The organism is Acidovorax sp. BLS4 (assembly GCF_032929295.1).
Taxonomy (GTDB): domain Bacteria; phylum Pseudomonadota; class Gammaproteobacteria; order Burkholderiales; family Burkholderiaceae_C; genus Paracidovorax.
This window is the reverse complement of sequence record NZ_CP136797.1, coordinates 13831-40429: the sequence shown is the minus strand read 5'-3', so window position 1 is coordinate 40429 and position 26599 is coordinate 13831. Positions and strand designations below refer to the sequence as shown.

General features: G+C 70.3%; 25 protein-coding genes. 12 read left to right on the top strand and 13 right to left on the bottom strand.

Annotated elements, in window-relative coordinates; translation table 11 throughout:
- Window positions 1–43 precede the first annotated feature (43 nt).
- From R1Z03_RS00170 to ptsP, 3 genes are all read right to left on the bottom strand, one after another.
- A complete protein-coding gene (locus R1Z03_RS00170; RefSeq protein WP_317356064.1) occupies window positions 44–1843 on the bottom strand; it encodes a PTS fructose-like transporter subunit IIB in 1800 nt (599 codons plus the stop codon).
- A gap of 44 nt (window positions 1844–1887) precedes the next feature.
- The gene (locus R1Z03_RS00165; protein WP_317356063.1) at window positions 1888–2901 is read right to left on the bottom strand and encodes a 1-phosphofructokinase family hexose kinase; all 1014 of its coding nucleotides are present in this window, start codon (window positions 2899–2901) and stop codon (window positions 1888–1890) included.
- Window positions 2902–2995: 94 nt separating this feature from the next.
- A complete protein-coding gene (gene ptsP, locus R1Z03_RS00160; protein WP_317356062.1) occupies window positions 2996–5551 on the bottom strand; it encodes a phosphoenolpyruvate--protein phosphotransferase in 2556 nt (851 codons plus the stop codon).
- A gap of 256 nt (window positions 5552–5807) precedes the next feature.
- Between ptsP and R1Z03_RS00155 the strand changes: the two genes are divergently transcribed.
- Window positions 5808–6800 (top strand): LacI family DNA-binding transcriptional regulator, encoded by a 993-nt coding sequence (locus tag R1Z03_RS00155; RefSeq protein WP_317356061.1) that lies wholly within the window; start codon window positions 5808–5810, stop codon window positions 6798–6800.
- 69 nt (window positions 6801–6869) lie between these two features.
- Here R1Z03_RS00155 and R1Z03_RS00150 read toward each other — a convergent pair whose 3' ends face one another.
- The 8 genes from R1Z03_RS00150 to purT form a co-directional block, all read right to left on the bottom strand.
- On the bottom strand, window positions 6870–7271 hold the full coding sequence (locus R1Z03_RS00150; protein ID WP_317356060.1) for a hypothetical protein: 402 nt from the start codon (window positions 7269–7271) through the stop codon (window positions 6870–6872).
- 59 nt (window positions 7272–7330) lie between these two features.
- Entirely contained in the window at window positions 7331–7459 is a 129-nt protein-coding gene (locus R1Z03_RS00145) for a hypothetical protein (protein ID WP_284429518.1), read from the bottom strand.
- Window positions 7460–7608: 149 nt separating this feature from the next.
- Window positions 7609–9849: a putative bifunctional diguanylate cyclase/phosphodiesterase gene (locus R1Z03_RS00140; protein WP_372588221.1), complete on the bottom strand. Its 2241-nt coding sequence runs from the start codon at window positions 9847–9849 to the stop codon at window positions 7609–7611.
- Complete coding sequence (locus R1Z03_RS00135; protein WP_317356059.1) at window positions 9846–10592, bottom strand: GGDEF domain-containing protein; 747 nt, start codon at window positions 10590–10592, stop codon at window positions 9846–9848. The genes R1Z03_RS00140 and R1Z03_RS00135 overlap by 4 nt, the downstream gene beginning before the upstream one ends.
- Before the next feature lie 5 nt (window positions 10593–10597).
- Complete coding sequence (locus R1Z03_RS00130) at window positions 10598–10987, bottom strand: DUF1987 domain-containing protein (RefSeq protein WP_284405222.1); 390 nt, start codon at window positions 10985–10987, stop codon at window positions 10598–10600.
- Between the two features lie 33 nt (window positions 10988–11020).
- Entirely contained in the window at window positions 11021–11593 is a 573-nt protein-coding gene (locus R1Z03_RS00125) for a SiaB family protein kinase (RefSeq protein WP_284402851.1), read from the bottom strand.
- 14 nt (window positions 11594–11607) lie between these two features.
- Complete coding sequence (locus R1Z03_RS00120) at window positions 11608–12846, bottom strand: SpoIIE family protein phosphatase (RefSeq protein WP_317356058.1); 1239 nt, start codon at window positions 12844–12846, stop codon at window positions 11608–11610.
- A gap of 317 nt (window positions 12847–13163) precedes the next feature.
- Window positions 13164–14366 carry a formate-dependent phosphoribosylglycinamide formyltransferase gene (gene purT / locus R1Z03_RS00115; protein WP_317356057.1) on the bottom strand — a complete coding sequence of 401 codons (1203 nt, stop codon included), beginning with the start codon at window positions 14364–14366 and terminating at the stop codon, window positions 13164–13166.
- Between the two features lie 86 nt (window positions 14367–14452).
- On the opposite strand from purT, the gene R1Z03_RS00110 reads away from it, so the two are divergent.
- The 5 genes from R1Z03_RS00110 to R1Z03_RS00090 all read left to right on the top strand — a co-directional run bounded on the left by R1Z03_RS00110 (window position 14453) and on the right by R1Z03_RS00090 (window position 18527).
- Window positions 14453–15400 (top strand): ATP-binding cassette domain-containing protein, encoded by a 948-nt coding sequence (locus R1Z03_RS00110; RefSeq protein ID WP_317356056.1) that lies wholly within the window; start codon window positions 14453–14455, stop codon window positions 15398–15400.
- Between the two features lie 151 nt (window positions 15401–15551).
- Window positions 15552–16121 (top strand): DUF3455 domain-containing protein, encoded by a 570-nt coding sequence (locus tag R1Z03_RS00105; RefSeq protein WP_272567102.1) that lies wholly within the window; start codon window positions 15552–15554, stop codon window positions 16119–16121.
- A 46-nt stretch (window positions 16122–16167) separates the two neighbouring features.
- Complete coding sequence (locus R1Z03_RS00100; protein WP_272567101.1) at window positions 16168–16824, top strand: sigma-70 family RNA polymerase sigma factor; 657 nt, start codon at window positions 16168–16170, stop codon at window positions 16822–16824.
- Window positions 16821–17642: an anti-sigma factor domain-containing protein gene (locus R1Z03_RS00095; protein ID WP_317356055.1), complete on the top strand. Its 822-nt coding sequence runs from the start codon at window positions 16821–16823 to the stop codon at window positions 17640–17642. Before R1Z03_RS00100 ends, R1Z03_RS00095 begins: the two co-directional genes overlap by 4 nt.
- Before the next feature lie 42 nt (window positions 17643–17684).
- Window positions 17685–18527, top strand: a complete 843-nt coding sequence (locus R1Z03_RS00090) for an ABC transporter permease (RefSeq protein WP_272567099.1) — start codon at window positions 17685–17687, stop codon at window positions 18525–18527.
- Between the two features lie 48 nt (window positions 18528–18575).
- Here R1Z03_RS00090 and R1Z03_RS00085 read toward each other — a convergent pair whose 3' ends face one another.
- Window positions 18576–20165 carry a choline dehydrogenase gene (locus R1Z03_RS00085; protein ID WP_317356054.1) on the bottom strand — a complete coding sequence of 530 codons (1590 nt, stop codon included), beginning with the start codon at window positions 20163–20165 and terminating at the stop codon, window positions 18576–18578.
- Window positions 20166–20305: 140 nt separating this feature from the next.
- On the opposite strand from R1Z03_RS00085, the gene R1Z03_RS00080 reads away from it, so the two are divergent.
- From R1Z03_RS00080 to R1Z03_RS00055, 6 genes are all read left to right on the top strand, one after another.
- On the top strand, window positions 20306–21154 hold the full coding sequence (locus R1Z03_RS00080; RefSeq protein WP_317356053.1) for a 3-hydroxybutyryl-CoA dehydrogenase: 849 nt from the start codon (window positions 20306–20308) through the stop codon (window positions 21152–21154).
- 274 nt (window positions 21155–21428) lie between these two features.
- Entirely contained in the window at window positions 21429–21902 is a 474-nt protein-coding gene (locus tag R1Z03_RS00075) for a MarR family transcriptional regulator (protein WP_317356052.1), read from the top strand.
- A 95-nt stretch (window positions 21903–21997) separates the two neighbouring features.
- Window positions 21998–22414 (top strand): organic hydroperoxide resistance protein, encoded by a 417-nt coding sequence (locus tag R1Z03_RS00070; RefSeq protein WP_272567092.1) that lies wholly within the window; start codon window positions 21998–22000, stop codon window positions 22412–22414.
- A gap of 361 nt (window positions 22415–22775) precedes the next feature.
- Window positions 22776–23534, top strand: a complete 759-nt coding sequence (locus tag R1Z03_RS00065) for a metallophosphoesterase family protein (protein WP_317356051.1) — start codon at window positions 22776–22778, stop codon at window positions 23532–23534.
- Window positions 23535–23568: 34 nt separating this feature from the next.
- The gene (locus R1Z03_RS00060; RefSeq protein ID WP_317356050.1) at window positions 23569–25014 is read left to right on the top strand and encodes a bifunctional serine/threonine-protein kinase/universal stress protein; all 1446 of its coding nucleotides are present in this window, start codon (window positions 23569–23571) and stop codon (window positions 25012–25014) included.
- Window positions 25007–26056: a serine/threonine protein kinase gene (locus tag R1Z03_RS00055; RefSeq protein WP_317356049.1), complete on the top strand. Its 1050-nt coding sequence runs from the start codon at window positions 25007–25009 to the stop codon at window positions 26054–26056. The genes R1Z03_RS00060 and R1Z03_RS00055 overlap by 8 nt, the downstream gene beginning before the upstream one ends.
- Before the next feature lie 29 nt (window positions 26057–26085).
- Here R1Z03_RS00055 and R1Z03_RS00050 read toward each other — a convergent pair whose 3' ends face one another.
- Window positions 26086–26571 carry a hypothetical protein gene (locus R1Z03_RS00050; RefSeq protein ID WP_317356048.1) on the bottom strand — a complete coding sequence of 162 codons (486 nt, stop codon included), beginning with the start codon at window positions 26569–26571 and terminating at the stop codon, window positions 26086–26088.
- Window positions 26572–26599 lie beyond the last annotated feature (28 nt).

The window sequence follows — 26599 nt, the reverse complement described above, 5'->3', positions numbered from 1 at the left end:
ACAGAACGCAGAACGGGCGGTGCCGCCCCTTTCGCCGAGGGCGCTACGCCACCACCACCCGCCGCTTGAGCACCCCCAGCGCCAGCGCGGTCACGCCCGTGCCAGCCGCGATCGCCAGCGCGTACAGCACCACGTGGTTGACCGCGTTCGGAATGGCCAGCACGAACACGCCGCCGTGTGGTGCCTGCAGGCCGATGTTCCACATCATCGACAGGCCGCCCGCCACGGCCGCACCGGCCATGCAGGCGGGGATCACCCGCAGCGGGTCGCGCGCGACGAACGGAATGGCCCCTTCGGTGATGAAGGCCAGGCCCAGCACGGCGACGGCCTTGGAAGCCTCGCGCTCCTCGGCGCTGAAGCGGCTGCGGAACACCCAGCACGCCAGCGCGATGCCCAGCGGCGGCACCATGCCCGCGGCCATGGTGGCGGCCATCGGGTTGGCCACGCCGCTGGCGATCAGCGTGGTGGAGAACACATAGGCCGCCTTGTTGACCGGGCCGCCCATGTCGAAGGCCATCATCGCGCCGAGGATCACGCCCAGCAGCACGGCGCTGCCGGTCTGCAGACCCTTGAGCCATTCGGTGAGCGCGGCCATCACGCCGGCCATGGGCTTGCCGATGACCATCATCATGAGCACGCCGACCACCAAGGTACCCAGCAGCGGCAGCAGCAGCACGGGCTTCAACCCGTCTAGCGTGCGCGGCAGGCGGATGGCGCGGTTCATCCAGTGCACCGCATAGCCCGCGATGAAGCCCGCGGCAATGGCGCCCAGGAAGCCCGCGCCCACGGTGCCCGCGAGCAGGCCGCCGATCATGCCCGGCGCGATGCCCGGCCGGTCGGCGATGGAGAACGCAATGTAGCCCGCCAGCGCCGGCAGCATGAGCGTGAAGCCGGCCTTGGCGCCGATCTGGAACAGCGTCCAGCCCAGCGTGCCCTGGTGCGCGTCGTCATACACGTAGATGCCGCCCAGCGCGAAGGCCAGCGCGATCAGCAGCCCGCCCGCGACCACGAAGGGCAGCATGAACGACACGCCGGTCATCAGGTGCTTGTAGGGGCCGGTGCGCTCCGTGCTGCGGGCAGCAGCGCCGGCAGGCGCCACCCCGGGCGTTGCGGCCGTGCCCGCTGCGGGCGCGCCGCCCCACACGGTGGCCTGCGCCGCCGCCTGGGCGAACACCGCGGCCGCGTCGTGGATCGCGGCCTTGGTGCCGGTCGCATAGAGCCGCTTGCCAGCGAAGCGCGCCCGGTCCACCTGCGTGTCGGCGGCGATGACGACCAGATCGGCCTGGGCGATCTCGTCCGCCGTGAGCGCGTTCTGCGCGCCGACCGAGCCCTGCGTCTCGACCTTGATGGTGTGGCCCAGCGCCTGGGCGCCCTGCTCCAGCGCTTCGGCCGCCATGAAGGTGTGGGCCACACCCGTGGGGCAGGAGGTGATGGCGACGATGCGAAGGGGGCGCGCCACGTCGGCAGTGGCCACTGCCGGCACCGCCGCTACGGCTGGAGCCGGCCCGCCGTGCGCCGCCACTGTCCCACCGCCTGCGCCCGAGCGCGCCAGCGCGGCGCGCACGACGTCGGCCGCATCGGCCAGCACGGCCCCCGGCGTGGTCTCGTGCAGGCGTGCGGCAGGCAGGCCGCTGCGGTCCACGGCCATGTCGGCCGCGATGATGACGGCGTCGGCACGCGAGAGTTCGTCGTCCGTCCAGCCGCCCTGCGCGCCCAGGCTGCTGCGCACGCTCAGGGCGATGTGGTGGCCGAGCCGTTCGGCGGCGGCGCGCAGCGCCTCGCCGGTCATGAAGCTGTGCGCCGGGCCGGCCTGGCTGGCGGCGATGGCGATGAGGTGGGCCATGGGGGTGGGTCTCCGTGCGGATTCGTTTGAGGGGGCGGGGCCGGTCAGACCGGCTGCGGCGCGATGGCGGCGGCGATGGCATCCACCTCGGCACGCGGCGGCAGGCCGGGCGCGATGCGCTGGATGCGCGCGGCGGCGCAGGCCATGCCGAAGGCGGCCGCGCCGGGGAAGGTGCCGCCCTGCGCGAGCGCGGCGAGCGTGCCGGCCACCAGCGCGTCGCCCGCCCCCACCGTGGTGGCCACCGCCACGCGCGGTGCCTCGGCATGCCAGCGCCCCTGGGGCGTGGCGATCACCGCGCCATCGCCGCCGAGCGAGACGACCGCCTGCCGCACGCCGTAGCGCCGGCACAAATCGGACGCGGCCTCGGCCACCTCCGCCAGCGTGGGCAGCGCGCGGCCGGCCAGTTCTTCCAGCTCGGCCCGGTTGGGCTTGACGAGCGCCACCGGCACCGCCGGGCCGGTGGCCGGGTCGGACAGGCGCTGCAGCAGCTGCCGCAGCACGTCGCCGCCCGTGTCGATCACGATGTGCGCGCCCTGGGCCGCGAGGGCGCGGGCCAGCCGCTCCCACACGCCCGCCGCCGCGCCGGGCGGCAGGCTGCCGGCCAGCTCGCACCAGTCGCCGTACTGCACCTGCTGCTGCAGCGTGGCCAGCAACCGGGCTTCGGCCTGCGCCAGCGCCTCGGGCGGCAGGGACAGGCCGGGCAGGTTGATGTCGGTCGAGTCGCCCCGCCCGGCATCGGCCAGCTTGATGTTGGTGCGGGTGCTGCCCGCCACCCGCACCATGGCGTCAGCGATGCCGCTGGCGGCGAAGGCGGTGGTGAACACGCCGTCGTTCTCGGCGCCCAGCCAGCCGCTGGCGGTCACCGGCACACCCAGGGCCGCCAGCACCGCCGCCACGCCGATGCCCTTGCCGCCGGCCTCGGTCTGCTGCCCCAGCGCCCGGTGCACGGCGCCGGGCACGAGCGTGGGAATGCGCACCGTCTGGTCGATGGCCGGGTTGAGCGTGATGGTGAACACGCGGGCAGGCGCGGCCGCGCCGGCCAGAACTTCGGGGGTCATGGCGTGGCCTTTCCCGGCATGGCACATGCCGCATCAAAAACGGCCCTAGCACAATCAACACTAGGGCATATCGCTATATTTTTAATAGCAAATCTCATGGTGCATCCCCTGTGTCGGCCACCGGGCCGGCCGGGCGCAGCGCGGCGCCCAGGGCGCGCACCTCGTCGGCGGTGTCCACGTCCAGCGCGCGGCGGGCGAGGTCCTGCAGTTCGGCCAGGGAATGGCGGCGCAGCAGCGCCTTGACGGTGCCGATGTCGCCGCTGCTCATGCTCAACTCCTGCGCGCCCAAGCCGGCCAGCAGCGCCGCGCCCAGCGGCTCGCCCGCCAGTCCGCCGCACACGCCCACCCAGCGCCCATGGGCGCGGGCACCGGCGATGGTGCGTTCGATGAGCCGCAGCACCGAGGGGTGCAGGCTGTCGGCCATGCCGGCCAGCTCCGGGTGCTGCCGGTCCACCGCCAGCGCGTACTGCGTGAGGTCGTTGGTGCCGATGGAGAAGAAATCCACGTGCGCCGCCAGCCGGTCGGCCATCAGCGCGGCCGAGGGCACCTCGATCATGATGCCCACGGGCACCTGGGGCGCGTCCAGCTCGCGGCGCACCGCCTCCATGCGCTGGCGCAGCTGGTGCACCTCTTCCACGGTGCTGATCATCGGGAACATGACCGACAGCGGGCCGTGCCGCGCCGCGCGGTACAGCGCCCGCAGCTGCGGCACCAGCAGGTCGTCGCGGCGCAGGCACAGCCGCGCGCCGCGCAGGCCGAGAAAGGGGTTGTCCTCCACCGGCAGGTCCAGATGCGGCACCTGCTTGTCGCCGCCGATGTCCAGCGTGCGCACGATCAGCGGGCGGCCGTCCAGGGCCTCGACCATGGCGCGGTACACGGCGTACTGGTCGTCCTCATCGGGCACCGCGTCGCGCTCCAGGAACAGAAATTCGGTGCGCATCAGGCCCACGCCCTCGGCACCCGCCGCCAGCGCGTGCGTGGCCTGGTCGGCCCGGTTGGCATTGGCGGCGATCTCCACCGTGTGGCCGTCGGTGGTGGTGGCGGGCAACTGGCGGGTGCGGGCCTCTTCCTCCTGCCGGCGGGCCAGGCGCTGCATGCGCTCGCGCGCCTCGATCAGCGCCGTCTCGCTTGGGCCCACGTAGAGCCGGCCGCGGTAGCCGTCCAGGATGGCGGGCGTGCCGGCCGCGGCATCGGCGCCCAGCACGCCAGGGCCGGCCGCCACGACGGCGGGCAGCCCCAGGGCGCGCGCCAGGATGGCCGTGTGGGCGGTCGGGCCGCCGCGCGCGGTGCAAAAGCCCCGCACCTTGGCGGTGTCGATCTGCGCGGTGACCGAGGGCGACAGGTCGTCCGCCAGCAAGATGGCATCGGCCGGCCACGCAGCGGCGGCGCCGCCTTCAGCCTCGTGTCCGCGCCCCAGCAGGTGGCGCAGCACGCGCTCGCCCACGTCCTGCACATCGGCCGCGCGCGCGGCCAGCGTGGCATCGGCCAGCGCACGCTGGGCGGCCACCCGCTCGCCCACCGCGCGGCGCCAGGCCCAGGCCACGCCGTGGCCCTGCACCACGCTGCGGCTGGTGGCCAGCAGCAGGTCGGCATCCTGCAGCAGGCCCGCGTGGGCGGTGAAGATACCCGCCTGCTCGGCCTTGCCCGCCGCGCGCGCGCCATCGGCCAGCTGCTGCAACTGCGCCAGCGCGGCGGCCAGGGCCTGGTCCAGCGCGGCGGCCTCGGCGGCCACGGAGGTGAAGCGGTCGTCCACCTCCAGCGCCGCGGCGCCGGCCTGCACCAGCGTGCCGATCACGAGGCCCGGGCTGGCCGCGATGCCGGTGAAGGTCTGGCGGGCCGTGGGCTGCCAGTCGCCCAGCTCGCGCCCCAGCCCTTGGGCCTGGGCCTGGCGGGCGGCGGACAGCTCGGCCTGGCGGCTTTCCTCCTCGCCCAGCCGCACGATGGTGTCGCGCAGGGCCGCCAGCGCCGCCGGCGCATCGGGGCCTTGCGCCGACAGGCGCAACTGCGCCCCGCGCCCCGCGCCCAGGCTCAGCAGCGCAGCCAGGTTCTTGGCATCGGCCACCGTGTCGCCGCAGCGCACGTGCACCCGCGCGGTGAAGCGCTTGACCGCCTGCGCCCACTGCCCGGCCGGGCGCGCATGCAGGCCGTTGGGGTAGTTGAGCGACAGCTCGTGGCCCAGCGGAAAGTCCTCCAGCCCGGCGGCCTCGGCCGCGCCTGCGGACTCCTCGCCCGTGAGTGCCCGCACGATCTCGCCGGCATCGCGCGTGGTCGCCAGGCGGTCCATCAGGGCGTCGTCGCGCATCAGGCGGGTCAGGCGGCGCAGCACCGCGATGTGCTCGTCCGACGCGGCGGCAATGGCCACCACCAGGCGTGCCTGCTTGGCATCGTCGCCCCAGCGCACACCGCCCGGCACCTGCAGCACGGCCAGACCGGTGCGCCGCACGAGGTGCTTGTCCTCGACCATGCCGTGCGGAATGGCCAGGCCCTGGCCCAGGAAGGTGTTGGCGACTTTCTCGCGCTGCAGCAGGCTGTCGGTGTAGGCGGGCTGGGCATGCCCGGCCTGGGCCAGCAGGGCGCCCGCGGCGCGCACGGCGTCTTCTCGGTTGTGGGGCGCGGCGCCCAGGCGGACCTCGACCGGGATCGTGGACATGGTGCGATGTCTCCTTGTTTTGGTATCGATTCCAGTGCGGGATTATGAAACCGCTTTTCAGGGTGGACAAGGCCACGAAGCACCCCTTTCTTATGGAAATGCGGGTAATCACCTATGAACGAATGCCACGGCACCCCCGCGAGGCGGCGCAAAATCAGCGCACCAATCGGTCGCCGCTGGCGGCAAGATCGGCCGTCGCAAAGCGATTTCAGGAATCGATACCAGAACGCCGGGTTCTTTTGTAGGAGAAAGCCGCTTGGCCAGCATCAAGGACGTCGCGGAGCGCGCGGGCGTCTCCACCACCACCGTATCGCGCGTGCTGTCGAACCCCGCCGCCGTGCGCACGCCGCTGCGCGAGCGCGTCGAGCAGGCCATCGCCGCGCTCGCCTACCGCCCCAACCTGGCGGCCCGGCGCCTGCGCCAGCAGCGGGCCTCGCTGGTGGGGCTGATCGTCTCGGACATCCGCAGCCCGTTCTTCACCGACGTGGGCCGCGCGGTGGAGGACGTGGCCTACCGCCACGGCCTGCGGCTCATCCTGTGCAACACCGACGAAGACCCGGCCAAGGAGCAGTCCTACCTCGAACTGATGGCCGACGAGCAGGCCAGCGGCGTGATCCTCTCGCCCACCATGGAAAGCCTCAAGCGCCTGCGGCCCGCCGACTGGCCGTTTCCGATGGTGCTGGTGGACCGCGCCCTCGACACCACCCGCGCGGACCGCGTGGTGCTGGACAACCGCGCGGCCGCCCGGCGGGCCACCGAACACCTGCTGGACGCCGGCTACCACCGCATCGCCGTGCTGGCCGGCACGCACAGCACCACGGGCCAGGAGCGCCAGGCCGGCTACGCGGATGCGCTGCGCGAACGCGGGCTGGCGCCCGATCCGCACTGGGTCGCCCCCACGCGCGAGGCCGGCATGGCCGCCGCCACGGCGCTGCTGGCGGGCCCCGGGGGCGTGCCGCGCCCGGACGCCTTGCTGGCCACGAACGGCCTGCTGCTGCTGGGGGCGGTGCACGCGATCCAGGCCGCGGGCCTGTCGATGCCGAACGACATCGGCCTGGCCGGCTTCGACAACAACGACTGGACGGCCTTGCCGGCCCTGGACGTGACGGTGATCGCGCAGCCCACCTACGACATCGGGCGCACCGCGGCCGAGTTGCTGCTGCAGCGGCTGTCAGAGCCCGAACGGACGGTAAGGCGGGTGGTGCTGGAAGGAGCGCTGCTGGCGCGGGGCTCCACGCGCAGGGGATGACGAGGCTGCGCTCGAAACGGTTGGCAGGGCATCGTCCGCCGAGCGATGCGCAGCACACCCCATCCAGGCTCAGCGCCGTTGGCTGCCGCGCGCCATGCCCGATATCGCGTAGGTTCCCGCTGCTTTGACAAGGACCCGAATGGCATGGGTCTTTTCCATCGTGTCGTGCTCGTACTGCGCCTTGATCGCGATCTCGATTCCGCTGCCCACCTTCCTGCACCGCATTTCCTGAATGGCGTACTGGCTGTGATCGTCATTGAGTTCGGGAAACGCCAGGGTCCGGACCAACTCCGACCTCCGCTCCTGCGTCGGCTGCGTGAGCCACTGCACGTAGATCTCGCTGCCCGCCCCTTCGTGCACATCGACAACGACCACGCGGTAGTAACCTGCCCGGTCCGCCTGGGTCCAGGCGCCGCAGGTTTCGACCTTTTGCACGTGAATGGGCAGTGACTCCACCTGGGCTTTGAGCAAGGAATCGCTGGCGTTGGCGCAAAAAGGCAACGCCAAAAACGCCCACCCAATGAATCGATTCACCACTTCGCCTTTGGATGAATGACGATGCCGGTGGTGATGTGCATGGTGCCTAACGCGAGCGCAGGGCTGGTGGCGGGCTTGACTCTCGGAGGAACCATGCGCCCCGTCTGTTCGATCAGCAACAAATCAGACTCCCTTTTGATGTGGAGTGGCATGCTAACCAAAACCCATCGCAACAGGCACAGATGGGCGTGGGCGCATGCTGCAAAGTGTCACCAGAGACGGCGCGAAACGAATCGTGGGCAGACTCCCGGGTGGCGAACTCGGCCCCGGCTCACCGCCGTTGCTGCAGCCAGGCCATGAGGGCCCCCTTCTCCATCGGCACGGCGATGTGGTACCCCTGGCCCTCATGGCAGCCCATGTCCAGCAGGGCGCGCAGCGCGGCGGCATCCTCGATGCCCTCGGCCAGCACCTGCAGCCCGAGCTTGCGACCCAGTTGCGCCACCATTTCCGCGATGCGAACGCCGTGCGGCTCGCCCAGGTGGCGCACGAAGGAGCGGTCGATCTTGATGCGGTCGAGCGCCAGGCGCTCCAGGTAGCTCAGCGAGGAATAGCCCGTGCCGAAATCGTCGATCGCGATGGAGATGCCTTGCGCGCGCAGGCTGGACAGGGTCGAGTTCAGCAATTGGGTGGGCAGCGCGGCCACCGACTCCGTGATCTCCAGCTCCAGCTGCGGCCCCTCTAGCCCGCTGTCCGCCAGGGCCGCGCAGACCGTGTCGAAAAAAGCGGGGTCCTGCAACTGCACGGACGACACGTTGACCGCCATGCGACCGGGTGCATGGCCCGCCTCCAGCAACTCCCGCATGCAGGCGCACGCGGTGGACAGCACCCACTTGCCCAGCGCCACGATGAGTCCCGAATGCTCGGCCACCGGAATGAACTGGTCGGGCGATATCAGCTGGCCGTCGTCCGCGCGCCAGCGCACCAGGGCTTCCAGCCCCACCAGGCGCCGGGTCGCCAGGTCGATCTGCGGCTGGTAGACCAGAAAGAGCTTGGCCGTGTCGATGGCCGCCCGCAGGTCGGACAGCAGCAGCGCCCGGGTGCGGGCCTCGGCCCCCATGTGGTCCGAATATTCCAGGTGCTGACCGCGATGGTCGCGCTTGGCGCGCTTCAAGGCGATGGTGGCGTCCTTGACGAGGTCGGCGCCCGCCTGCGGCACCTCGGGCAGGAAGACATAGCCGCAGGTGAGCGACACCTTTTGCGCCACGCCATTCACCGCCAGGGGCTGGCGGACGCAGTCCAGCAGCCGCTGCAGCGACACCTGCGCCACCGCCCCCAGCACGCCGAACGTGTCCGCCCCCAGGCGGGCCAGCAGCACGCCCGGTGGCAGTGCAGCGGACAGCGCGCGGGCGACCCGCTCCAGCAGGCAGTCCCCGAAGCGGTGGCCCATGACGTCGTTGGTGGCGCTGAAATCGTCGATGTCGAGCAGCGCCAGGATGTGGCCGCGCGTGCCGAGGCGGGCGCATTCGTCCACCTTCTCGACGAAGTGCGCGCGGTTGGGCAGGCGGACCAGCGGGTCGTAATAGGCGTATTCATGCAGCCGCGCGAGCAGGCCGTGGTTGTGCAGCAGGGTGCCCAGGTTGGCGCAGAAGACGTCCAGCATCTGGGTATCGAGCGCGCCGCGCGCCGCGGGCACGTCGATGAAGACGGCCATGCCCTGCCGGCCCTGGTGCCCAATGTGCAGCGCCACGCCGCCATCGGCGGCATACCCATTGCCGCGGCCTTCCAGCACACGGCGCAGCACGCCCCATTCGGGCCGGGCGGCAACGGCGTCGAACGGGCCGTCGGCGAGGCCGGCGAACCGGCCGGCCGCCGCCAGCACCTGGAACCGGTCCGCAGTCTCTCCCTGCTGCGCGCACACCAGCGCATGGCATGCGACACCCAGCAATGCCGCCAGCTGGGTGATGACGCCCGAGGCGAAAGCCCGCGGATCGGTGGTCTCCAGCAAGGACGCGCTGGACCGCACGATGAGTTCCAGGCTGCGGCGGCTGGCCTCGGCGGCGCACAGCCGCTGGTAGGACCGCACGGAGGTGACGACCAGGGCCAGCAGCCGGTCATGCGTCAGCTCGGACTTGGGGCGGTAGTCGTTGATGTCGTACTGCAGCAGGGTGTCCAGGTCCATGACTGGCCCGGGCTGGCCCGTTCGCAGCACGATGCGTGCATTGGGCAGGCGTGCGGTGTGGCGGATGAAGTCCACCAGCGCCAAGGGGGTGCCGGCCGCCGCGCCGGCGCCGCCCACTGGCTCCGAAGCCACGTCGAGCAGCACCATCGCCACGTTCGGCTCGCCCACGAGCAACGCGCGCGCTTCTTCGCCCGAAAAAGCGTGCCGCGACACCAGGGCGCGGCCGAAAAGCGTGCGCCCCTGCAGCGCCGCGCGCATGGCCGCATGCACGCCCGCGTCGCTGTCCACGACGAGGATCCGCCAGTCGGGCCCGCCCTGCGGGTCGCGGGTGCGGACGGTGCGCGCGGCGGCGACTTGCGGCGCGGGACAGTCGGGCACCACCCCGGCGTTCATGCGGCAGGCAGGTGGCGGCTGCACGGGGCGAGCGACACGCGATTGCGGCCGCCGCGCTTGGCGACGTACAAGGCCTCGTCCGCCAGACCGTAGGCGTTGTCGAAGGTGCCGCCCTGCGCCAGGCAGCTCAGCCCGAAGCTGGCCGTGATGCCGCTGCCATCGGGCAGGTCGAAGCGGTGGGACTCGATGGCCTGGCGCAAGGCCTCGGCCACTGGCATCGCCGTGTCGTGGCCCTGCCCCGGCAGCACCACGGTGAATTCCTCGCCGCCGACCCGGCCGACCTGCGCGGTCGGGGGCACGACGGCCTGCAGGCAGGCGACCACGCCCAGGATCACCCGGTCGCCCATCGGGTGGCCAAAACTGTCGTTGATGCGCTTGAAATGGTCGATGTCTAGCACGATCAGCGCGAGGCCGCCGCTTTGCAGCTGCTGGTTGACCCGCTCGATGATGGCCGCCCGGTTGAGCACGCCGGTCAGCGGGTCGTGGTTGGCCCGGTACTCCAGCTGGGCCGCCAGGTCCTGCAGCCGCAGGTTCAGCTGGTTCATGTCCAGCTCCGCCCGGTCGCTGCGGCGCACCAGGCGGCGCGTCTCCCGCAGCAGCCGCTCGTAGGCGACCAGCAGGTCCCCCAGCGCCTGCCGGCAGGGGGCCTCTTCCAGGCCTGCATGCCGCTGGTAGGCGCTGCGTGCGACCAGCAAGGCCTGGTTTTCGGCTTCGAACAGGTCCGGGGGGGTCGCGGCGTCCATGGGCATCAGGCCGCGCTGACAGGGTGGGTCGAGAAATGGATGGCGGGAAAGTCTTCGCTGAGTTCCTGGCCGAATTCGAGGATGGTGTCGTCCTCCTCATCGTGGTACCAGTGCACCACGACCTCGTTGCCCGCGCCGGCCGCATCGCTGAGCGCCTCGATCAGGTTGAAGAGCATCTTGGTGCTCGAACTGTTGAAGTAGGCGAGCGCGATGCTCACCTCGATTTTGGTGTCCACCTGCCCGGCCAGGTAGGCCCTGAGCTGCGTGAGAACGTCGCCATAGAACGCCGCGGCATTCTCGGGGTAGGACTCGCCGCGCAAGCTCAGCGTATGGGCGTCGAACTTGAAGTCCACCTCCGGTGAACTGGGGGTCGGTGCGATGTAGAGGTTGTCCATCTGTGATCTCGATTCGTTTGCGGGCTTGGCGCGTCAGATCGCCGCTTTCAGATAGAACACCGGTGCCTGGTCGGGTCCTTGCGTCGCGTCGAAGCCAAATTCCAGCGGCTCACGGGCGTCGCGTGCCATGGTGAGGAAACCCATGCCTGCGCCCTTGCTGCCCTCGGGGGTCTCCTCGCGCAGGGTCTGGCGGTAGGCCTGTTTGATCTCTTCCAGCGTCATGCTGCGCAGCGCGGCCAGCTTCTCGCGCAGTTCGTCGGCGATGCGGGGCTCCACCGGGTTGGCGCACAGCAGCAGGAAGCTGCCGTCGGCTTCGCGGCGGATGCACACCGAGCCGTGGCGCAGTTCGCCGTTGTCATGGCTGGGCGGCGTGAGGGTGTCGGCGGAGTAATGGATGATGTTCTGCGCCATCTCCACGAAGGACGAAAACAGCTTGCGCCGGGTCGGTCCCGCCACGTCGGCGACCTCCAGCTGCAGTTTCACCGCATCGGCCATGGCCGCGATGATGTTCTGCGAGAAGTAGCCCACGTAGTAGAAGATGACGCGGTGCTGCCTGGCCAGGTTGAAGAAGGAACCGGGGTTTTCAGCGTTCATGAACGAGGGCATGGCGGATTTCCGTCTCAGGTGCGAAAGCAAAAAAAGGTGAGGTCGTCGCGGCGGTGGTGATCGCCCTGGCCCTGCCACTGCTCCAGCGCATCGAGCACGGCCCGGTTGATCTCCGCGGGCGTGCGCTCCCGCTGCTCGAAAAGCAGCTCCCGCACGCGGCGTTTTCCCAGCGCGATCGCGCGCGGGCCGCCCACCTGGTCGATCAGGCCGTCGGTGCTGACGAAAACCAGCGTGCCGGGGGGCAGGATCAGCTCCTGGTTGTTCCAGACGAAATCGAAGTCGCTGTCCACGTAGCCCACGCCTTTGCGCTGTCCCTCGATGATCTCGACCGCGTCGGCGCCGGGCCGCACCAGGAACAGCGACAGCCGGGCCCCCGCGAAGACCAGGCGCCCCTGCGCCGGCTCGAACCAGAAGCAGGCGGCATCCATGCCGTCGTTGGAGCGCTCCGTGCCTTCCTGCGCATCCTGCTGCCCCAGCATCTGCTTGATGCTGCGGTTCACGCTGCCCAGCAGCTGCGCGGGATCGCGGGCGCCGTGCTGCTTGATCGCCTGGTTGAGGCTGGTGGAGGCGATCAGGGTCATGAAGGCGCCCGGCACGCCATGGCCCGTGCAGTCGGCGACGGTGGCGAACCAGCCGTCAGGCTCGGTGCTGAACTGGTAGAAATCGCCCCCGACCACGTCTCGAGGCTCCCAGACCAGGTGCGCGCCGGGGCACACGCGTGCCAGCGCCTCGAGCGAGCTGCGCAGGGTGGACTGCTGGATCACGCTCGCATATTCGATGCTGTGCATCACCTGGCGGTTGCGCGAGGCCTGCATGTCCGCCACCACACGCATCAGCTGCAGCCCGCTGCCCACGCCGATGAAGGCGCCCTCGTGGGTGATGATGAAACCATCGGACAGGGCCTTTTCGCCGCATTCCACCGTCTTGAACGTCAGCGCCTCGATGTCCAGCGCGGCATCGACGATCAGCGGTTCCTTGTCCATGAACGCGATGCAGCTCTTGCGGCCGTAGAGCTCCATGCGAAACGGCTTGCTCATCTGGGAGAGGAAGATGTTGCGGTTGATCAGCCCGATGGGCTGCCGACCCTCCACGACGGGCAGGCTGACGAGGTCGCGGTGCTGGCCGAACACCTCCATGACCTGTTCGTTGGTCTGGTCGGTCGTCATGCAGGGCACCGTGGTGCACAGGTCCGCCGCACTGGGCTGACGGAAACGGGGCCGAAAGCTGCTCAGGTACTCGGAATTTGCGGACATGGGGGCCAGGGGTGTTTGTTAGCAAATGTTATTCATTCCATGTTTCGCTTCGATGACAGAATGGTGACGGTATGGCGCTGTGCAGAGGCCGTCGAGCCTCCGGGCCATTGAAGGGGCGGCTTCAGGAGGAAGGGGCGTGTGCCAGGAACGGGTGCTTTCCCATTCCGTTGCGATGAAGGGGCGAGCCCCACGGCGGCGCACGGCAAGGAGGCCACCCTCCGCGGGCCGGCACGCTGCGCGCATGCCTGCCGTTTCGATTCGGACCCCGACGACAGCGCCCGCCACCGCGGTCGGATCGTTGGTGTGAATGCCGATGCTTACGCTTTGCGTGGCCTGACCTTGCCGGCCGCCAGCTTGGCACGCTCCCGCGCCACCTCGACATCGGCATCGAACGCCAGCGCCACGCCCATGCGCCGCTTCACGAAACTCTCGGGCTTGCCAAACAGGCGCAGGTCGGTGTTCGGCACGCGCAGGGCCTCGTCCACGCCGTCGAAGGCGATGCCTTGCGCATCCATGCCGCCGTAGATGACGGCGCTGGCGCCCGGGCTGCGCAGGGCGGTGTTGACGGGCAGGCCCAGGATGGCGCGCGCGTGCAGCTCGAACTCGCTCTGCACCTGCGTGGCCAGGGTGACCAGGCCCGTGTCGTGCGGGCGGGGGCTCACCTCGCTGAACCACACGGCATCGCCCTTCACGAACAGTTCCACCCCGAAGAGCCCCTGGCCGCCGAGGTCGTCGGTCACGGCCTTGGCGATCTCACGGGCGCGCTCCAGGGCCGCGGGGCGCATGGGCTGGGGCTGCCAGCTTTCCACGTAGTCGCCGCTGACCTGGATGTGGCCGATGGGTTCGCAAAAGTGCGTCTCGGGCTGGCCGCCTTCGCCGAGCGCGCGCACGGTGAGCAGGGTGATCTCGTAGTCGAAGTCGATGAAGCCTTCGACGATGACGCGGCCATGGCTCACGCGGCCGCCGGCCATGGCGTAGTCCCAGGCCTTTTGCACGTCGGCCGGGCCGTCGATCTTGCTCTGGCCTTTGCCGGAGCTGCTCATCACGGGCTTGACGATGCAGGGGTAGCCGATGCCGCCGTCAATGGCCGCCTGCAGCTCTTCCAGCGAATTGCAGAATTGGTAGGGGCTGGTGGGCAGGCCCAGCGTTTCGGCGGCCAGGCGGCGGATGCCTTCGCGGTCCATGGTCAGGCGCGCGGCGCGCGCGGTGGGAATCACGCGCACGGTGCCGGCGGCCTCCAGCTCTTCGAGCATGGGCGTGGCGATGGCCTCGATCTCGGGCACCACGAGGTGGGGCCGCTCGGCCTCGATGAGCGCCTTCAGCTGGGCCGGATCGCTCATGGTGATGGTGCGCGCGTGGTGGGCCACCTGCTGGCCGGGCGCGTTCTCGTAGCGGTCCACGGCAATGGTCTCCACGCCCAGGCGCTGCAGGGCGATGAGGACTTCCTTGCCCAGCTCGCCCGAGCCGAGCAGCATGACTTTGGTGGCCGAGGGCGAAAGAGGGGTGCCGAGAGTGGTCATAGCAGGTGAAGGGATGGAATGAAGAAGAAGGGTCGGGAAAAAACGGGGGCTCGGTCCCGGAGGACGGCGAACAATAATAGACGCCCATGGCGCATCCCCCCCTTCTCCAGATCGATCACCTGCACAAGCGCTACGGCGATGCCACGGTGGTCGACGATGTCTCGTTCTCCATCGCGCCCGGCGAATGCCTGGGCGTCATCGGCCCCAACGGCGCCGGCAAGACCACCACCATCCGCATGTGCCTGGGCCTGACCGCGCCCGACGGCGGCAGCGTGCATTTCCACCCGGAAGGGGCCGGCACGCCGCTGGCCATGCCCCAGGACGCGCTGGCCATCAAGGCGCAGCTGGGCGTGGTGACGCAGTTCGACACGCTGGACCCGGACTTCACCTGCGCGGAGAACCTGCGCATCTTCGGCCGCTACTTCGGGCTCAAGGGCGCGGTGATGCAGGAGCGCGTGCCGCGCCTGCTGGAGTTCGCGGCACTCACGCACAAGGCCGGCGCCAAGCCGGGCGAGCTGTCGGGCGGGATGAAGCGGCGCCTGTCGCTGGCCCGCGCCCTGGTGAACGACCCGCGCCTGCTGCTGCTGGACGAGCCCACCACCGGCCTGGACCCGCAGGCCCGCCACCTGATGTGGGAGCGCCTGCAATTGCTGGTGCAGCAGGGCAAGTCGATCCTGCTGACCACGCATTTCATGGACGAGGCCGAGCGCCTGTGTTCGCGCCTGCTGGTGCTGGACCACGGCCGCAAGATCGCCGAAGGCCGCCCGCGCGAGCTGATCGCCGAGCACCTGGAGCCCGACGTGGTGGAACTGTTCGGCGTGGGCGCCGTGGCGTTGGCCGAAGACGCCGCCCTGCGCCCGCTCGCCGCCCGCGTGGAGGTGAGCGGCGAGACGGTGTTTTTCTACACGCACGACGCCCGGCCGCTGCTGGCCGCCCTCAGCATGCACGGGCACCTGCGTACGCTGCACCGGCCGGCCAACCTGGAAGACCTGTTCCTGAAGCTCACCGGCCGGCAGATCCGCGAAGACGGCTGAACCGGCCGCCTGGTAAAAAAGCCGGGCCGCGCGGCTTTCGAAAAAAATATTTCGCGCGGCGTGCATCCAAACGGCGTTCCCGTGGGTAGTACCTGCAGCAGCGGAGATTGCTGCTGCTTTTTTCAACCCAACCGAAGACAAGGGAAACGCCATGACCATCCAGCCAACGCTCTCTCGCCTCATCCCCCTGACCGGCGCCATCGCCGCCGCGGCCCTGCTCGCGGCCTGCGGCTCCATGTCGGCATCGGGCCCGAAGTTCTCGCAGGACAGCCTGCCCGAGTCGATCAAGGTGCCGGCCGGCAACAAGGTGGCCTGGGAAACCGTGGGCGTGGGCGACATCACCTACGAATGCCGCGACAAGGCCAACATGCCCGGCCAGACCGAATGGGTGTTCGTGGGACCGAAGGCCGTGCTGAACGACCGCAGCGGCAAGCAGGTGGGCACGTATTACGGCCCGCCCGCCACCTGGGAGGCGCAGGACGGCTCCAAGGTCACCGCCACGCAGCTGGCCGTGGCGCCTGCCGGCACCGGCAACCTGCCCTACCAGCTCGTGAAGGCCAACCCGGCCATGGGCTCGGGCGCGCTGACGGGCGTGACCTTCATCCAGCGCGTGGCGCTCAAGGGCGGCGTGGCCCCGGCCGCGGCCTGCACCGCCACCAACAAGGGCGACCGCCAGACCGTGAAGTACCAGGCCGACTACATCTTCTGGAAGGCCGCCTGACGGCCCGGGCGGGTCTTTCAGGGTCGAAAGCCTTTGGAGCACGGTCATGTCGGCTACCATGCGGCCCACGTTCCGGGCGGCCGATCGACGCCAGCGCCCGGCCTTCGACCGCTGGAGCCACCGCCCCTTGCCTTCCACGCCTGCCGCTGACGACGACTTCGACTACGAAGCCACCCTGGCCCGCTGCGCGGCGGGCGACCGGCAGGCCATGCGCCGCCTGTACGAGCACGAGGGGCCGCGCCTGCTGGGCGTGGCCTGGCGCATCGTGCGGCAGCGGGCGTTGGCCGAGGACATCGTGCACGACGCCTGCGTGAACATCTGGACGCGCGCCGGCAGCTTCGATGCCAGCCGGGGCAGCGCCCGCGGCTGGATCTACAGCGTGGTGCGCAACCTGGCCCTGAACGCCGTGCGCGATGCGGGCCGCCACCTCGACGTGGACGACGACACCGTGCAGGCCCTGGAGGCCGAGCAGTCGGTGCAGGCCCACCGCGAGATCGCGGAAGCCTTCGAACTCAACGCCAGCCTGGGCCGCCTGCAGCACTGCCTGGAGGGCCTGGACCCGGCGCGGCGCAACTGCGTGCTGCACGCCTATGTGGATGGCTGCTCGCACGGCGAGATCGCCGAACGCCTGGGCGCGCCGCTGGGCACCGTGAAGGCGTGGATACGGCGCAGCCTGACCTCGCTGCGGGAGTGCATGGCATGACCGCGCCGATCCCCCATCCCGCCGTGCCCGAAGACCTGAACCTGCTGGCCGGCGAGTACGTGCTGGGCACCTTGTCCGCCGCCGCCCGCGCCCGCGTGGCGCAGCGCCTGGCATCGGACCCGGCCCTGCAGCGCGTCGTGGCCGACTGGGAAGCGCGGCTGCTGCCGCTGACCGGGCTGGCCGAGCCGATCGCACCGCCGGCCCAGCTGTGGACGCGCATCGATGCCTCGCTGCAGGCCGCCGACGGCGCACAGGCCAGCGCGCCGGCCGCCCATTCACATTCACATTCACATTCACATTCACATTCACATTCCCATTCACCGGCCGCGTCGCCAGCGCCCCGGCCGGCGCCGGCCCGGCCTTCCCGAAACTGGTGGAACCACCTGGGCCTGTGGCGCGGGCTGGCGGGCTCGGGCTTTGCCATGGCGGCCGTTCTGGCCGCGGTGCTGGTCACCCGCGTGGCGCCGCAGGCCACGCCCCCGCAGTTCATGGTGGTGCTGGTGGCACCGCAGGACAAGGCGCCCGGCTGGGTCGTGCAGGCAAATTCGCCCAGCGCGCTCCAGCTCATTCCGCTGGGCGTGGCCGAAGTGCCCGCGGGCCGCGCGCTGGAGTTCTGGACCAAGGCCGACAGCTGGAGTGGCCCGGTCTCGCTGGGACTGGTCCAGCCCGGCCAGTCATTGCAGCTGGCACTGGAAAAGCTGCCGCCGCTGCAGCCCAACCAGTTGTTCGAGTTGACGCTGGAGCCCCCGAGCGGCTCGCCCATCGGCAAGCCCACCGGCCCGATCCAGTACATCGGCCGGGCGGTGAAGGTGCTGTGAGCCCGGCCGCGGCCCGTCGCTCGGCCGCCGCACAATAGCGCCATGTCCACCGCCCCCCACCCCAGCCCCGCCACGCCGGCCCGACCGGCCACCCCCTCGATCTGGCGCGCGCCCGAGCTGTCCGCCCGCTGGTGGCCCGTCTTCCTGCGCAACCTGCTGGTGTGGCGCAAGCTGGCCATCCCCAGCCTGGTGGGCAACATCGCCGAGCCGCTGATGTGGCTGGTCGCCTTCGGGTACGGCATGGGCGCGCTGGTGGGCCAGGTGAACGTGGGGGGCACGCAGGTGCCCTACATCCTGTTCCTGGCGAGCGGCTCCATCTGCATGAGCGCCATGAACGCGGCCAGCTTCGAGGCGCTGTACTCGGCCTTCTCGCGCATGCACGTGCAAAAGACCTGGGACGGGATCATGAACGCGCCGGTCAGCCTGGACAACGTGGTGCTGGCCGAGATGCTGTGGGCCGCCTTCAAGGCCGTGTTCACCGTCACCGCCATCCTGGGCGTGATGCTGGCGCTGAAGATCAGCCACAGCCCCAAGCTGCTCGTGGCCTGGCCCGTGCTGCTGTTCGTGGGGGTGATGTTCTCCAGCATCGCGCTGATCTTCAACGCGCTGGCCAAGGGCTACGACTTCTTCACCTATTACTTCACCCTGGTGCTCACGCCGATGATGTTCCTGTCGGGCGTGTTCTTCCCGCGCGAGCAGCTGCCCGCCGTGGTGCGCCATGTGTCCGACTGGCTGCCGCTGGCCAACGCGGTGGAACTGGTGCGCCCGCTGTTCATGGACCAGTGGCCCGCGCACCCGCTGCGCCACGGCCTGGTGCTGGTGGTCACCACGGTGGTGGCGTTCTGGACGGCGCTGGCGCTCACGCGCAAGCGGTTCCAGGCCTGATGGAACACGCCTTGAGGCCCCACCAGCAGCGTAGCTGCGCGATCCGCCTCAGGCCGCTGCGCGCAGCAGGTCCACTGCCTTTTCCGCGACCATGATGGTCGGCGCGTTGGTGTTGCCGCTCACGATGCGCGGCATGACCGACGCATCGACCACGCGCAGGCCGTCCAGGCCGTGCACGCGCAGGTCCGCGCCCACCACGTCCATCGCGCCGGGCCCCATGCGGCAGCTGCCCACCGGGTGGTACACCGTGTCGGCATGCTGGCGGATGAACTGCCCGATGGCCTCATCGGTCTGCGCCGCGGCCGAGGCCGGCATATCGCGCGCGCCATGGGCGGCCAGCGCCGGCTGCGCCAGCCACTCGCGCATGCGGCGCACGCCGCGCACCATGCGCTGCAGATCGTCCGGATCGGCGAAGAAGGCCGGGTCCACCAGCGGCAGGGCATGCGGATCGGGACCGGCCAGCGTCACCCGGCCGCGGCTCAGGGGCTGCAGCAGGCACACGTGGCATGAGTAGCCGTGGCCCAGCAGCGTGCGGCGGCCGTGGTCGACGAGCTTGCCGATCACGAAGTGCAGCTGCAGGTCGGGCGCGGCCTCCTCGGGGCGGCTCCGGATGAAGCCGCCGGCTTCGGCGAAATTGGTCACCAGCATGCCGCGCCGGTGCGCCCGCCATTCGCGCACCCCGCGCAGCATCTGCCACGCGGCGGTGGGCGAGAGGCCGAACAGGTCCGTCAGGCGCGGCGCGTCCATCACCTGCACCACGTCGGGATGATCGTGCAGATGCTCGCCCACGCCGGGCAGGTCGTGCACCACGGCAATGCCATGGCGCTGCAGCGCCGCGCCCGGCCCCACGCCCGACAGCATCAGCAACTGCGGCGACAGCAGCGCGCCCGCGCTCAGCAGCACCTCGCGCGCAGCGCGCACCGTGTGCGACTGCCCGCCCTGGCGGTACTCCACGCCCACGGCGCGCCGGCCCTCGAACAGGATGCGCGTGGCGCGCGCGTGCGTCACCACCTGCAGGTTGGGCCGGCCGCGGTGCGGGGCGAGGTAGGCCTTGGCGGCGCTGAAGCGCTCGCCCGCGCGGTGGGTGACCTGGTACCAGCCCACGCCCTCCTGCGTGGCGCCATTGAAGTCGGGATTGCGGGCATGGCCGGCCTGCACGCCGGCCTCGATGAAATCGCGCGCGATGCGGTGGGGCGCCGGCAGGTCCATCACGTTCAGCGGGCCGCCCGTGCCGTGAAAGGCGTCGGCGCCGCGCTCGTTGTGCTCGGCGCGGCGAAAGTACGGCAGCACTTCGCTCCAGGCCCAGCCCGGGTTGCCCTCGGCGGCCCAGTGGTCATAGTCGGCCGGCTGGCCGCGCAGGTAGATCATGGCGTTGAGCGAGCTGGAGCCGCCCAGCACCTTGCCGCGTGGCTGGTAGCCACGGCGCCCGTTCAGGCCGGGCTGTGGCGTGGTGTGCTGCCCCCAGCCGAAGGCGCCGGTGCGCGCCATCAGGGCGATGCCGGCCGGGCAGTGGATGAGGGCGCTGGTGTCGGGCGGTCCAGCCTCCAGCAGGCACACGCGCACGGCGGGGTCTTCGGTCAGGCGCCCCGCCAGCACGCAGCCGGCCGAACCACCGCCGATCACGATGTAGTCGAACATGTCCGTTGTCTCCTCTGTGCCAGCGGCCGCGGCCGCTGGGGCGGCGCACCGGCCGCGCCGCCCGCGATTGCCGATACGATCACGCCGATCCGCGCAACCCCTGTTTTTTTGATTTGGCTATTTGGCCGGAAAGACTCTATATGACGATCACGACCGTCGGCATCATCGGCGCAGGCACCATGGGCAACGGCATCGCGCAGGCCTGCGCCGTGTCGGGCATCCACGCGGTGATGGTGGACATCTCGGAGGCCGCCGTGCAAAAGGGCCTGGCCACCGTGGCCGGCAGCCTGGACCGGCTCATCAAGAAGGAAAAGATCACCGTCGCCGACAAGGACGCGGCCCTCTCGCGCATCCGCACCTCGACGAACTACGACGACCTCAAGGCCGCGCAGATCGTGATCGAGGCGGCCACCGAGAACCACGAGCTCAAGGTGAAGATCCTGAAGCAGGTGGACGCCATCGTGGCGCCGGAGGTCATCATCGCCTCCAACACCTCGTCGATCTCCATCACGCAACTGGCGGCCGCCACGTCGCGGCCCGACCGCTTCATCGGCATGCATTTCTTCAACCCGGTGCCGATGATGGCGCTGGTGGAGATCATCCGCGGCCTGCAGACCAGCGATGCCACGCACGACACGGTGAAGGCCCTGTCCGAGTCGCTGGGCAAGAGCCCCATCACCGTGAAGAACGCGCCCGGCTTCGTGGTCAACCGCATCCTGGTGCCGATGATCAACGAGGCGTTCTTCGTGCTGGCCGAGGGCCTGGCCACGCCCGAGGACATCGACGCGGGCATGAAGCTCGGCTGCAACCAGCCCATCGGCCCGCTGGCGCTGGCGGACATGATCGGCCTGGACGTGTGCCTGGCGGTGATGAACGTGTACCTGACCGAGTTCGGCGACAGCAAATACCGCCCCTGCCCGCTGCTCAAGGAAATGGTGGCCGCCGGCCGCCTGGGCCGCAAGACCGGGCATGGCGTGTACGCTTACTGACCTTACCCGGGGCATGGGCAGCCCCGGCCTCCTCCATCGGGTCAGGGCCTTTTGCTATATTTTTAATAGCACAACACCCTAGAACTTATTGCGCCGGAGGCCGCTTTGATGCACACCCTCGGCGGCAGGACGCACGCGCCAAAGGACCCTCCACCGCCCCGCACTACACCCATTCGGCGCTGCCGCCTGCACGCCGCACGTCAAACCCCCAGCGCCGATGGGGTGATGCCCAATTCAATTGCGAGCAATTTAATTGGGCATCACAATCCAGCCCATGCCCCGCCCCGGCGCCATCGCCCACCCGGTCTCCACGCCCAGCCCCGCTCTGCTGCAGCTGGACAACCAGGTCTGCTTTGCGCTCTATTCCGCGTCGCTGGCGATGACCAAGCTCTACAAGCCGCTGCTGGAATCCATCGGCCTCACCTACCCGCAGTACCTGGTGATGCTGTCGCTGTGGGAGCGCGACGGCATCACCGTCTCCGAACTGGGCGAGCGCCTGTTCCTCGACTCCGGCACGCTCACCCCGCTGCTCAAGCGCCTGGAGGCCTCGGGCCTGGTGACGCGGCTGCGCGATGCGCAGGACGAGCGCCGTGTGCGCACCACGCTCACCCCCGCCGGCCGGGCCCTGCGCGACCGCGCCGAAGCCATTCCTGCCTGCGTGCTGGAAAGCAGCCAGTGCACCCTGCCCGAACTCACCGCGCTGACCCGGCAGCTGCAGCAGCTGCGCCGCCGGATCGGCTCCGGCTAGCGGCCCCGTCCTCACCGCTTTTTCGTTCTCGCTTTCGTTGTCTTTTTTGTCCCTCAACCGCCCGCACCGCGGGCATTCACTGCAAAGGAATCACCATGCCATCGCTCGACCAAGTCCTCTACACCGCCCGCGCCCACACCACCGGCGGCCGCGACGGCGCCTCGCGCACCGATGACGGACGCCTGGACGTGACGCTCTCCGCCCCCGGCACCAGCGGCACGGGCACGAACCCCGAGCAGCTCTTCGCCGCCGGCTATTCCGCCTGCTTCATCGGCGCCTTGAAGGCCGTGGGCGGCCAACTGAAGATCGCCGTGCCGCAGGACGTGTCCGTGGACGCCGAAGTCGATCTGGGCAAGATCCCCAACGCCTACGGCATCGCCGCCCGCCTGAAGGTCAGCCTGCCCGGCCTGGACCGCGCCCAGGCGCAGCAACTGGTGGACGCCGCCCACCAGGTCTGCCCCTACTCCAACGCCACGCGCGGCAACATCGACGTGACGATCACGCTGGCCTGATCGGCATTGGCCTGAAAAAAGCCCCCCGGCCGCGATCCGACGCGGCCGGGGGGCTTTTTGCGTGGGGCCCGGTACGCCTCCCTGGCCTGATTCGCCGTGATGCCGGGGTTTCATTTGCCTCGGGTGCTACCAAAACTGTAGCAACCCATTCCATCGAAGCGGGCGCCAGCGGGGCGCCGCAGCGACACCCGGCAGCGATGCACGCCGCGACACCCGCGCGATGGCACCTTTTTTGCGCTTCCCGCGCACTCACCCCCGCCAATGGCACCATTCGGAGCCATCATCGCAGGCGGCCCCGCCCCCGCGGGCCGATGCCTTTTCGCACCCTTGACCCCAGCCTCGCGCACCCGCCGCGTCCGCCATGAAGATCGCCCTGCTCGCCGACATCCACGCCAATCGCCATGCCCTCGATGCCTGCCTGGCGCATGCCCGCGCCCAGGGCGCCGAGCAGTTCGCGCTGCTGGGCGACCTGGTGGGCTACGGCGGCGACCCCGTGGCCGTGGTCGAGCAGGCGATGGCCTTGGCGGCCGAGGGCGCGCCCTGCGTGCTGGGCAACCACGACGTCGCGGCGCTGGACCCGCCCGCAACGCCCACCCAGATGGGCGACCAGAGCGCGCAGTGGACGCATGCGCAGCTGTCGCCCCGGCACCGCGCCTTTCTGGCCACCTTGCCGCTCACGCGCCGCCTGGGTGCGAACACGCTGCTGGTGCACGCCAGCGCCGACCAGCCCAGCCACTGGCACTACGTGCAGGACGCGGGCGCGGCCGAGCGCAGCATGGCCGCGGCCAGCCAGCTCGACCCCGCCATCCGCTACGTGTTCTGCGGCCACGTGCACGAGCAGGCGCTGTATTTCCTCACGCCCACTGCCAAGCTGATGCGCTTTGCGCCGCAGCCCGGCGTGCCCGTGCCGGTGCCGCCGCACCGCCAGTGGCTGGGCGTCGCGGGCTCCGTGGGCCAGCCGCGCGACCGCGACGTGCGCGCCATGTATGCGCTGTTCGACGACCACGCCGCGACGGTCACCTTCCACCGCGTGCCCTACGACCATGCCGCGGCCGCGGCCGCCGTGCGCGCCGCCGGCCTGCCTGCGTTCTTCGCCGACCGGCTGGAGTTGGGGCGTTGAGCGCGGCCATCGCGCGGCCCGCCCGGAGCCCCGCATGAAGCTGCTCGCGCCCGGCACCGAAGTGGACGGCTTCGTCGTGCACGAATGCCTGCACGCGGGCGGCATGGCGCACGTGTACCGCGTGGGCTATGCGGGCGCCGCGCGCGACGCGGGCTTTCCGCTGGCGATGAAGATCCCGCGCATGACGGCGGGCGATGGCGCCGAGACCATCGTCGGCTTCGAGGTGGAGCTGCAGATCCTGCCCACGCTGAGCGGCAGCCACGTGCCGCGCTTCGTCGCCGCGGGCGACCTGGCGCGGCTGCCCTACCTGGTGATGGAATACATCGAAGGCCACACGCTGCAGCACTGGCTGGACCTGCCGCAGCCGCCGGACGCCACCACCGTGGCCCGACTGGGCGCGGCCATGGCGCACGCCGCGCACAGCCTGCACCAGCAGAACGTGTGCCACCTCGACCTCAAGCCCGCCAACGTGCTGCTGCGCGCGGACGGCAGCGCGGTGCTGCTGGATTTCGGCCTCTCGTGCCACGCGCACTACCCCGACCTGCTGGCCGAGGAGATGCGCGAGGCCGTGGGCTCGCCCGCCTGGATCGCGCCGGAGCAGGTGGTGGGCGTGCGCGGCGACCTGCGCAGCGACCTCTTCGCCATTGGCGTGATGCTGTACGAACTGGCCACGGGCGAGCTGCCCTTCGGCGCGCCCACCACGCGCGGCGGCCTGCGCCAGCGGCTGTGGATGACGCCCGCGCCGCCCCGGCGCCACCAGCCGCAGGTGCCCGAGTGGCTGCAGGAGATCATCCTGCGCTGCCTGGAGCCCGAGGCGGCGCAGCGCTATCCGTCGGCCGCGCACCTGGCCTTCGACCTGACGCACCCAGAGCAGGTGCCGGTCACCGAACGCGGCCGGCGCCTGCGCGGGCCGGGCGTGCGGGCGCACCTGCGCCGCTGGCTCAAGGCGGCGGGCATGCACTACCAGCCCAGCCCGCTGCCGGCGCGCCAGATCGAGGCGGCGCCCATCCTCATGGTGGCCGTGCCGGGCGAGGACGCGAGCGATGCCACGCTGTACTCGCTGCGCCAGGCGGCGGCGCGCTCGCTGGGCATCCGCCCCGGGGCGCGGCTGGCCTGCGTGACCGTGATCTCGCCCTCGGCCAGCAGCGCATCGGACAGCGAGCGCAGCGAAACCACGCTGCACCGCCGCCACCTGGTGCGCCTGCGCCAGTGGTCCGCCGGGCTCGACCTGGCCGGCCACAGCGCCAGCCACCAGGTGATCGAGGCGAGCGATGTGGCCCAGGCCCTGGTGCGCTACGCCCAGGGCAACCGCGTGGGCGTGATGATCCTGGGCGCGGCCACGCACGGCGTGCCGCTGCAGCGCTTCATCGACACCATTCCGATCCGCGTGGCCCGTGATGCGCCATGCACCGTCATCCTGGTCAAGCAGCAGTTGCCCTTCACCGAACTGGCCGGGGGCGACAATGCTCCCCATGGATAACCTGCCCGGCACCGAGCCCACCCCTTCTTCCTCGCATCCCTACGCGCCCCTCACCCCCGACCTCGTGCTGGACGCGCTCGCCAGCGTGGACCTGTACGGTGACGGCCGCCTCATGGCCCTGGGCTCGTACGAAAACCGCGTGTACCAGGTGTCGCTGGAGGACGGCAGCCGCGTCGTCGCCAAGTTCTACCGGCCGGGCCGCTGGAGCGATGCGCAGATTTTGGAAGAGCACGCGTTCGCCGCCGAACTCGCCCAGGCCGAGGTGCCCATGGTTGCCCCGCTGGTGCTGCAGGGCCGCACGCTGCACCAGCACGCGGGTTTCGCGTTCTCGGTCAGCCCCTGGCGCGGCGGGCGTACGCCCGAACTGGACGACTTCGAGGTGCTGGAGTGGATCGGCCGCTTCCTCGCCCGCATCCACACCGTGGGCGAGGCCCGGCCCTTCGCGCTGCGCCCGGCGCTGGACGCGGCCACCTTCGCGCAGGAGCCGCACGACTGGCTGCTGGCCCAGGAGATCATCCCGCTGGACCAGCAGTCGGCCTGGCGCAGCGCCTGCGAAGATGCTATTAAATTAATAGCAAAAAGTGCATGGAATACCCCGGCAGGCGGCACGTTTGCCTTGAAGGATGCGCGCCCGCTGCGCCTGCACGGCGACTGCCACCCCGGCAACGTGCTGTGGACGCCCACCGACCGGCCCGGCGGCGGTCCGCACTTCGTGGACCTGGACGATGCGCGCACCGGCCCGGCCGTGCAGGACCTGTGGATGCTGCTGTCCGGCGACCGCCGCCAGCGCACCGTGCAGCTGTCCGCGCTGCTGGACGGCTACGAGCAGTTCCGCCCCTTCGACCGGCGCGAACTGGCCCTGATCGAGCCGCTGCGCACGCTGCGGCTGATCCACTACAGCGCCTGGCTGGCGCGCCGCTGGAACGACCCGATCTTTCCGATCAACTTCCCCTGGTTTGGCAGCAGCGACTACTGGCGCGGGCAGGTCGACATGCTGCGCGAGCAGATGGAGGCGATGCAGGAAGCGCCGCTGTCGGCATAAGAGCGGCGAGCACAAGATGCTCGATGGCCTTAGCGGCCCTGCGAAAGGCGCATGGACGGATGATCCTCTGCCAAGCCCGCGCGGTTCTGCAGGTCGTCGATGGCATCCTCGTGTCTCTGGATGACGGGCTCCACTTGCCTTCCCAATCGTTCGGACTGTGCGGTCAACAATCGCACGGCACCCACCGGGTCATCGCCCAGGTCGATGCGTTGAGAGTTCTGGCGATTCAGCGTTTGCTGCAGCGCCGTCAAATGTCCCGCCGCTGACTGCACCCGCGTGCGCAAGGATTCGAGTTCCCTGCGTACGGGCGAACCAAGCAACTCATTGGTGTCGGGGCCCAGCAGTCCATTGATTCTCCGTTCGCGGGACCGCAGCCCGGACAGCGCCGCATCGACGCCGAACGCAGCCGATGCCGATTGTTCGGCCTGCACACCGGCATTGGTACTTGCCGTGCCTTGATCCTGACGGCGGCGAACGGAAGCGTTCCCGCTGGAGCCGCCGATGCAATTGCCCATGAAGCTGTCCTCCAGTTTTTGAACGGCC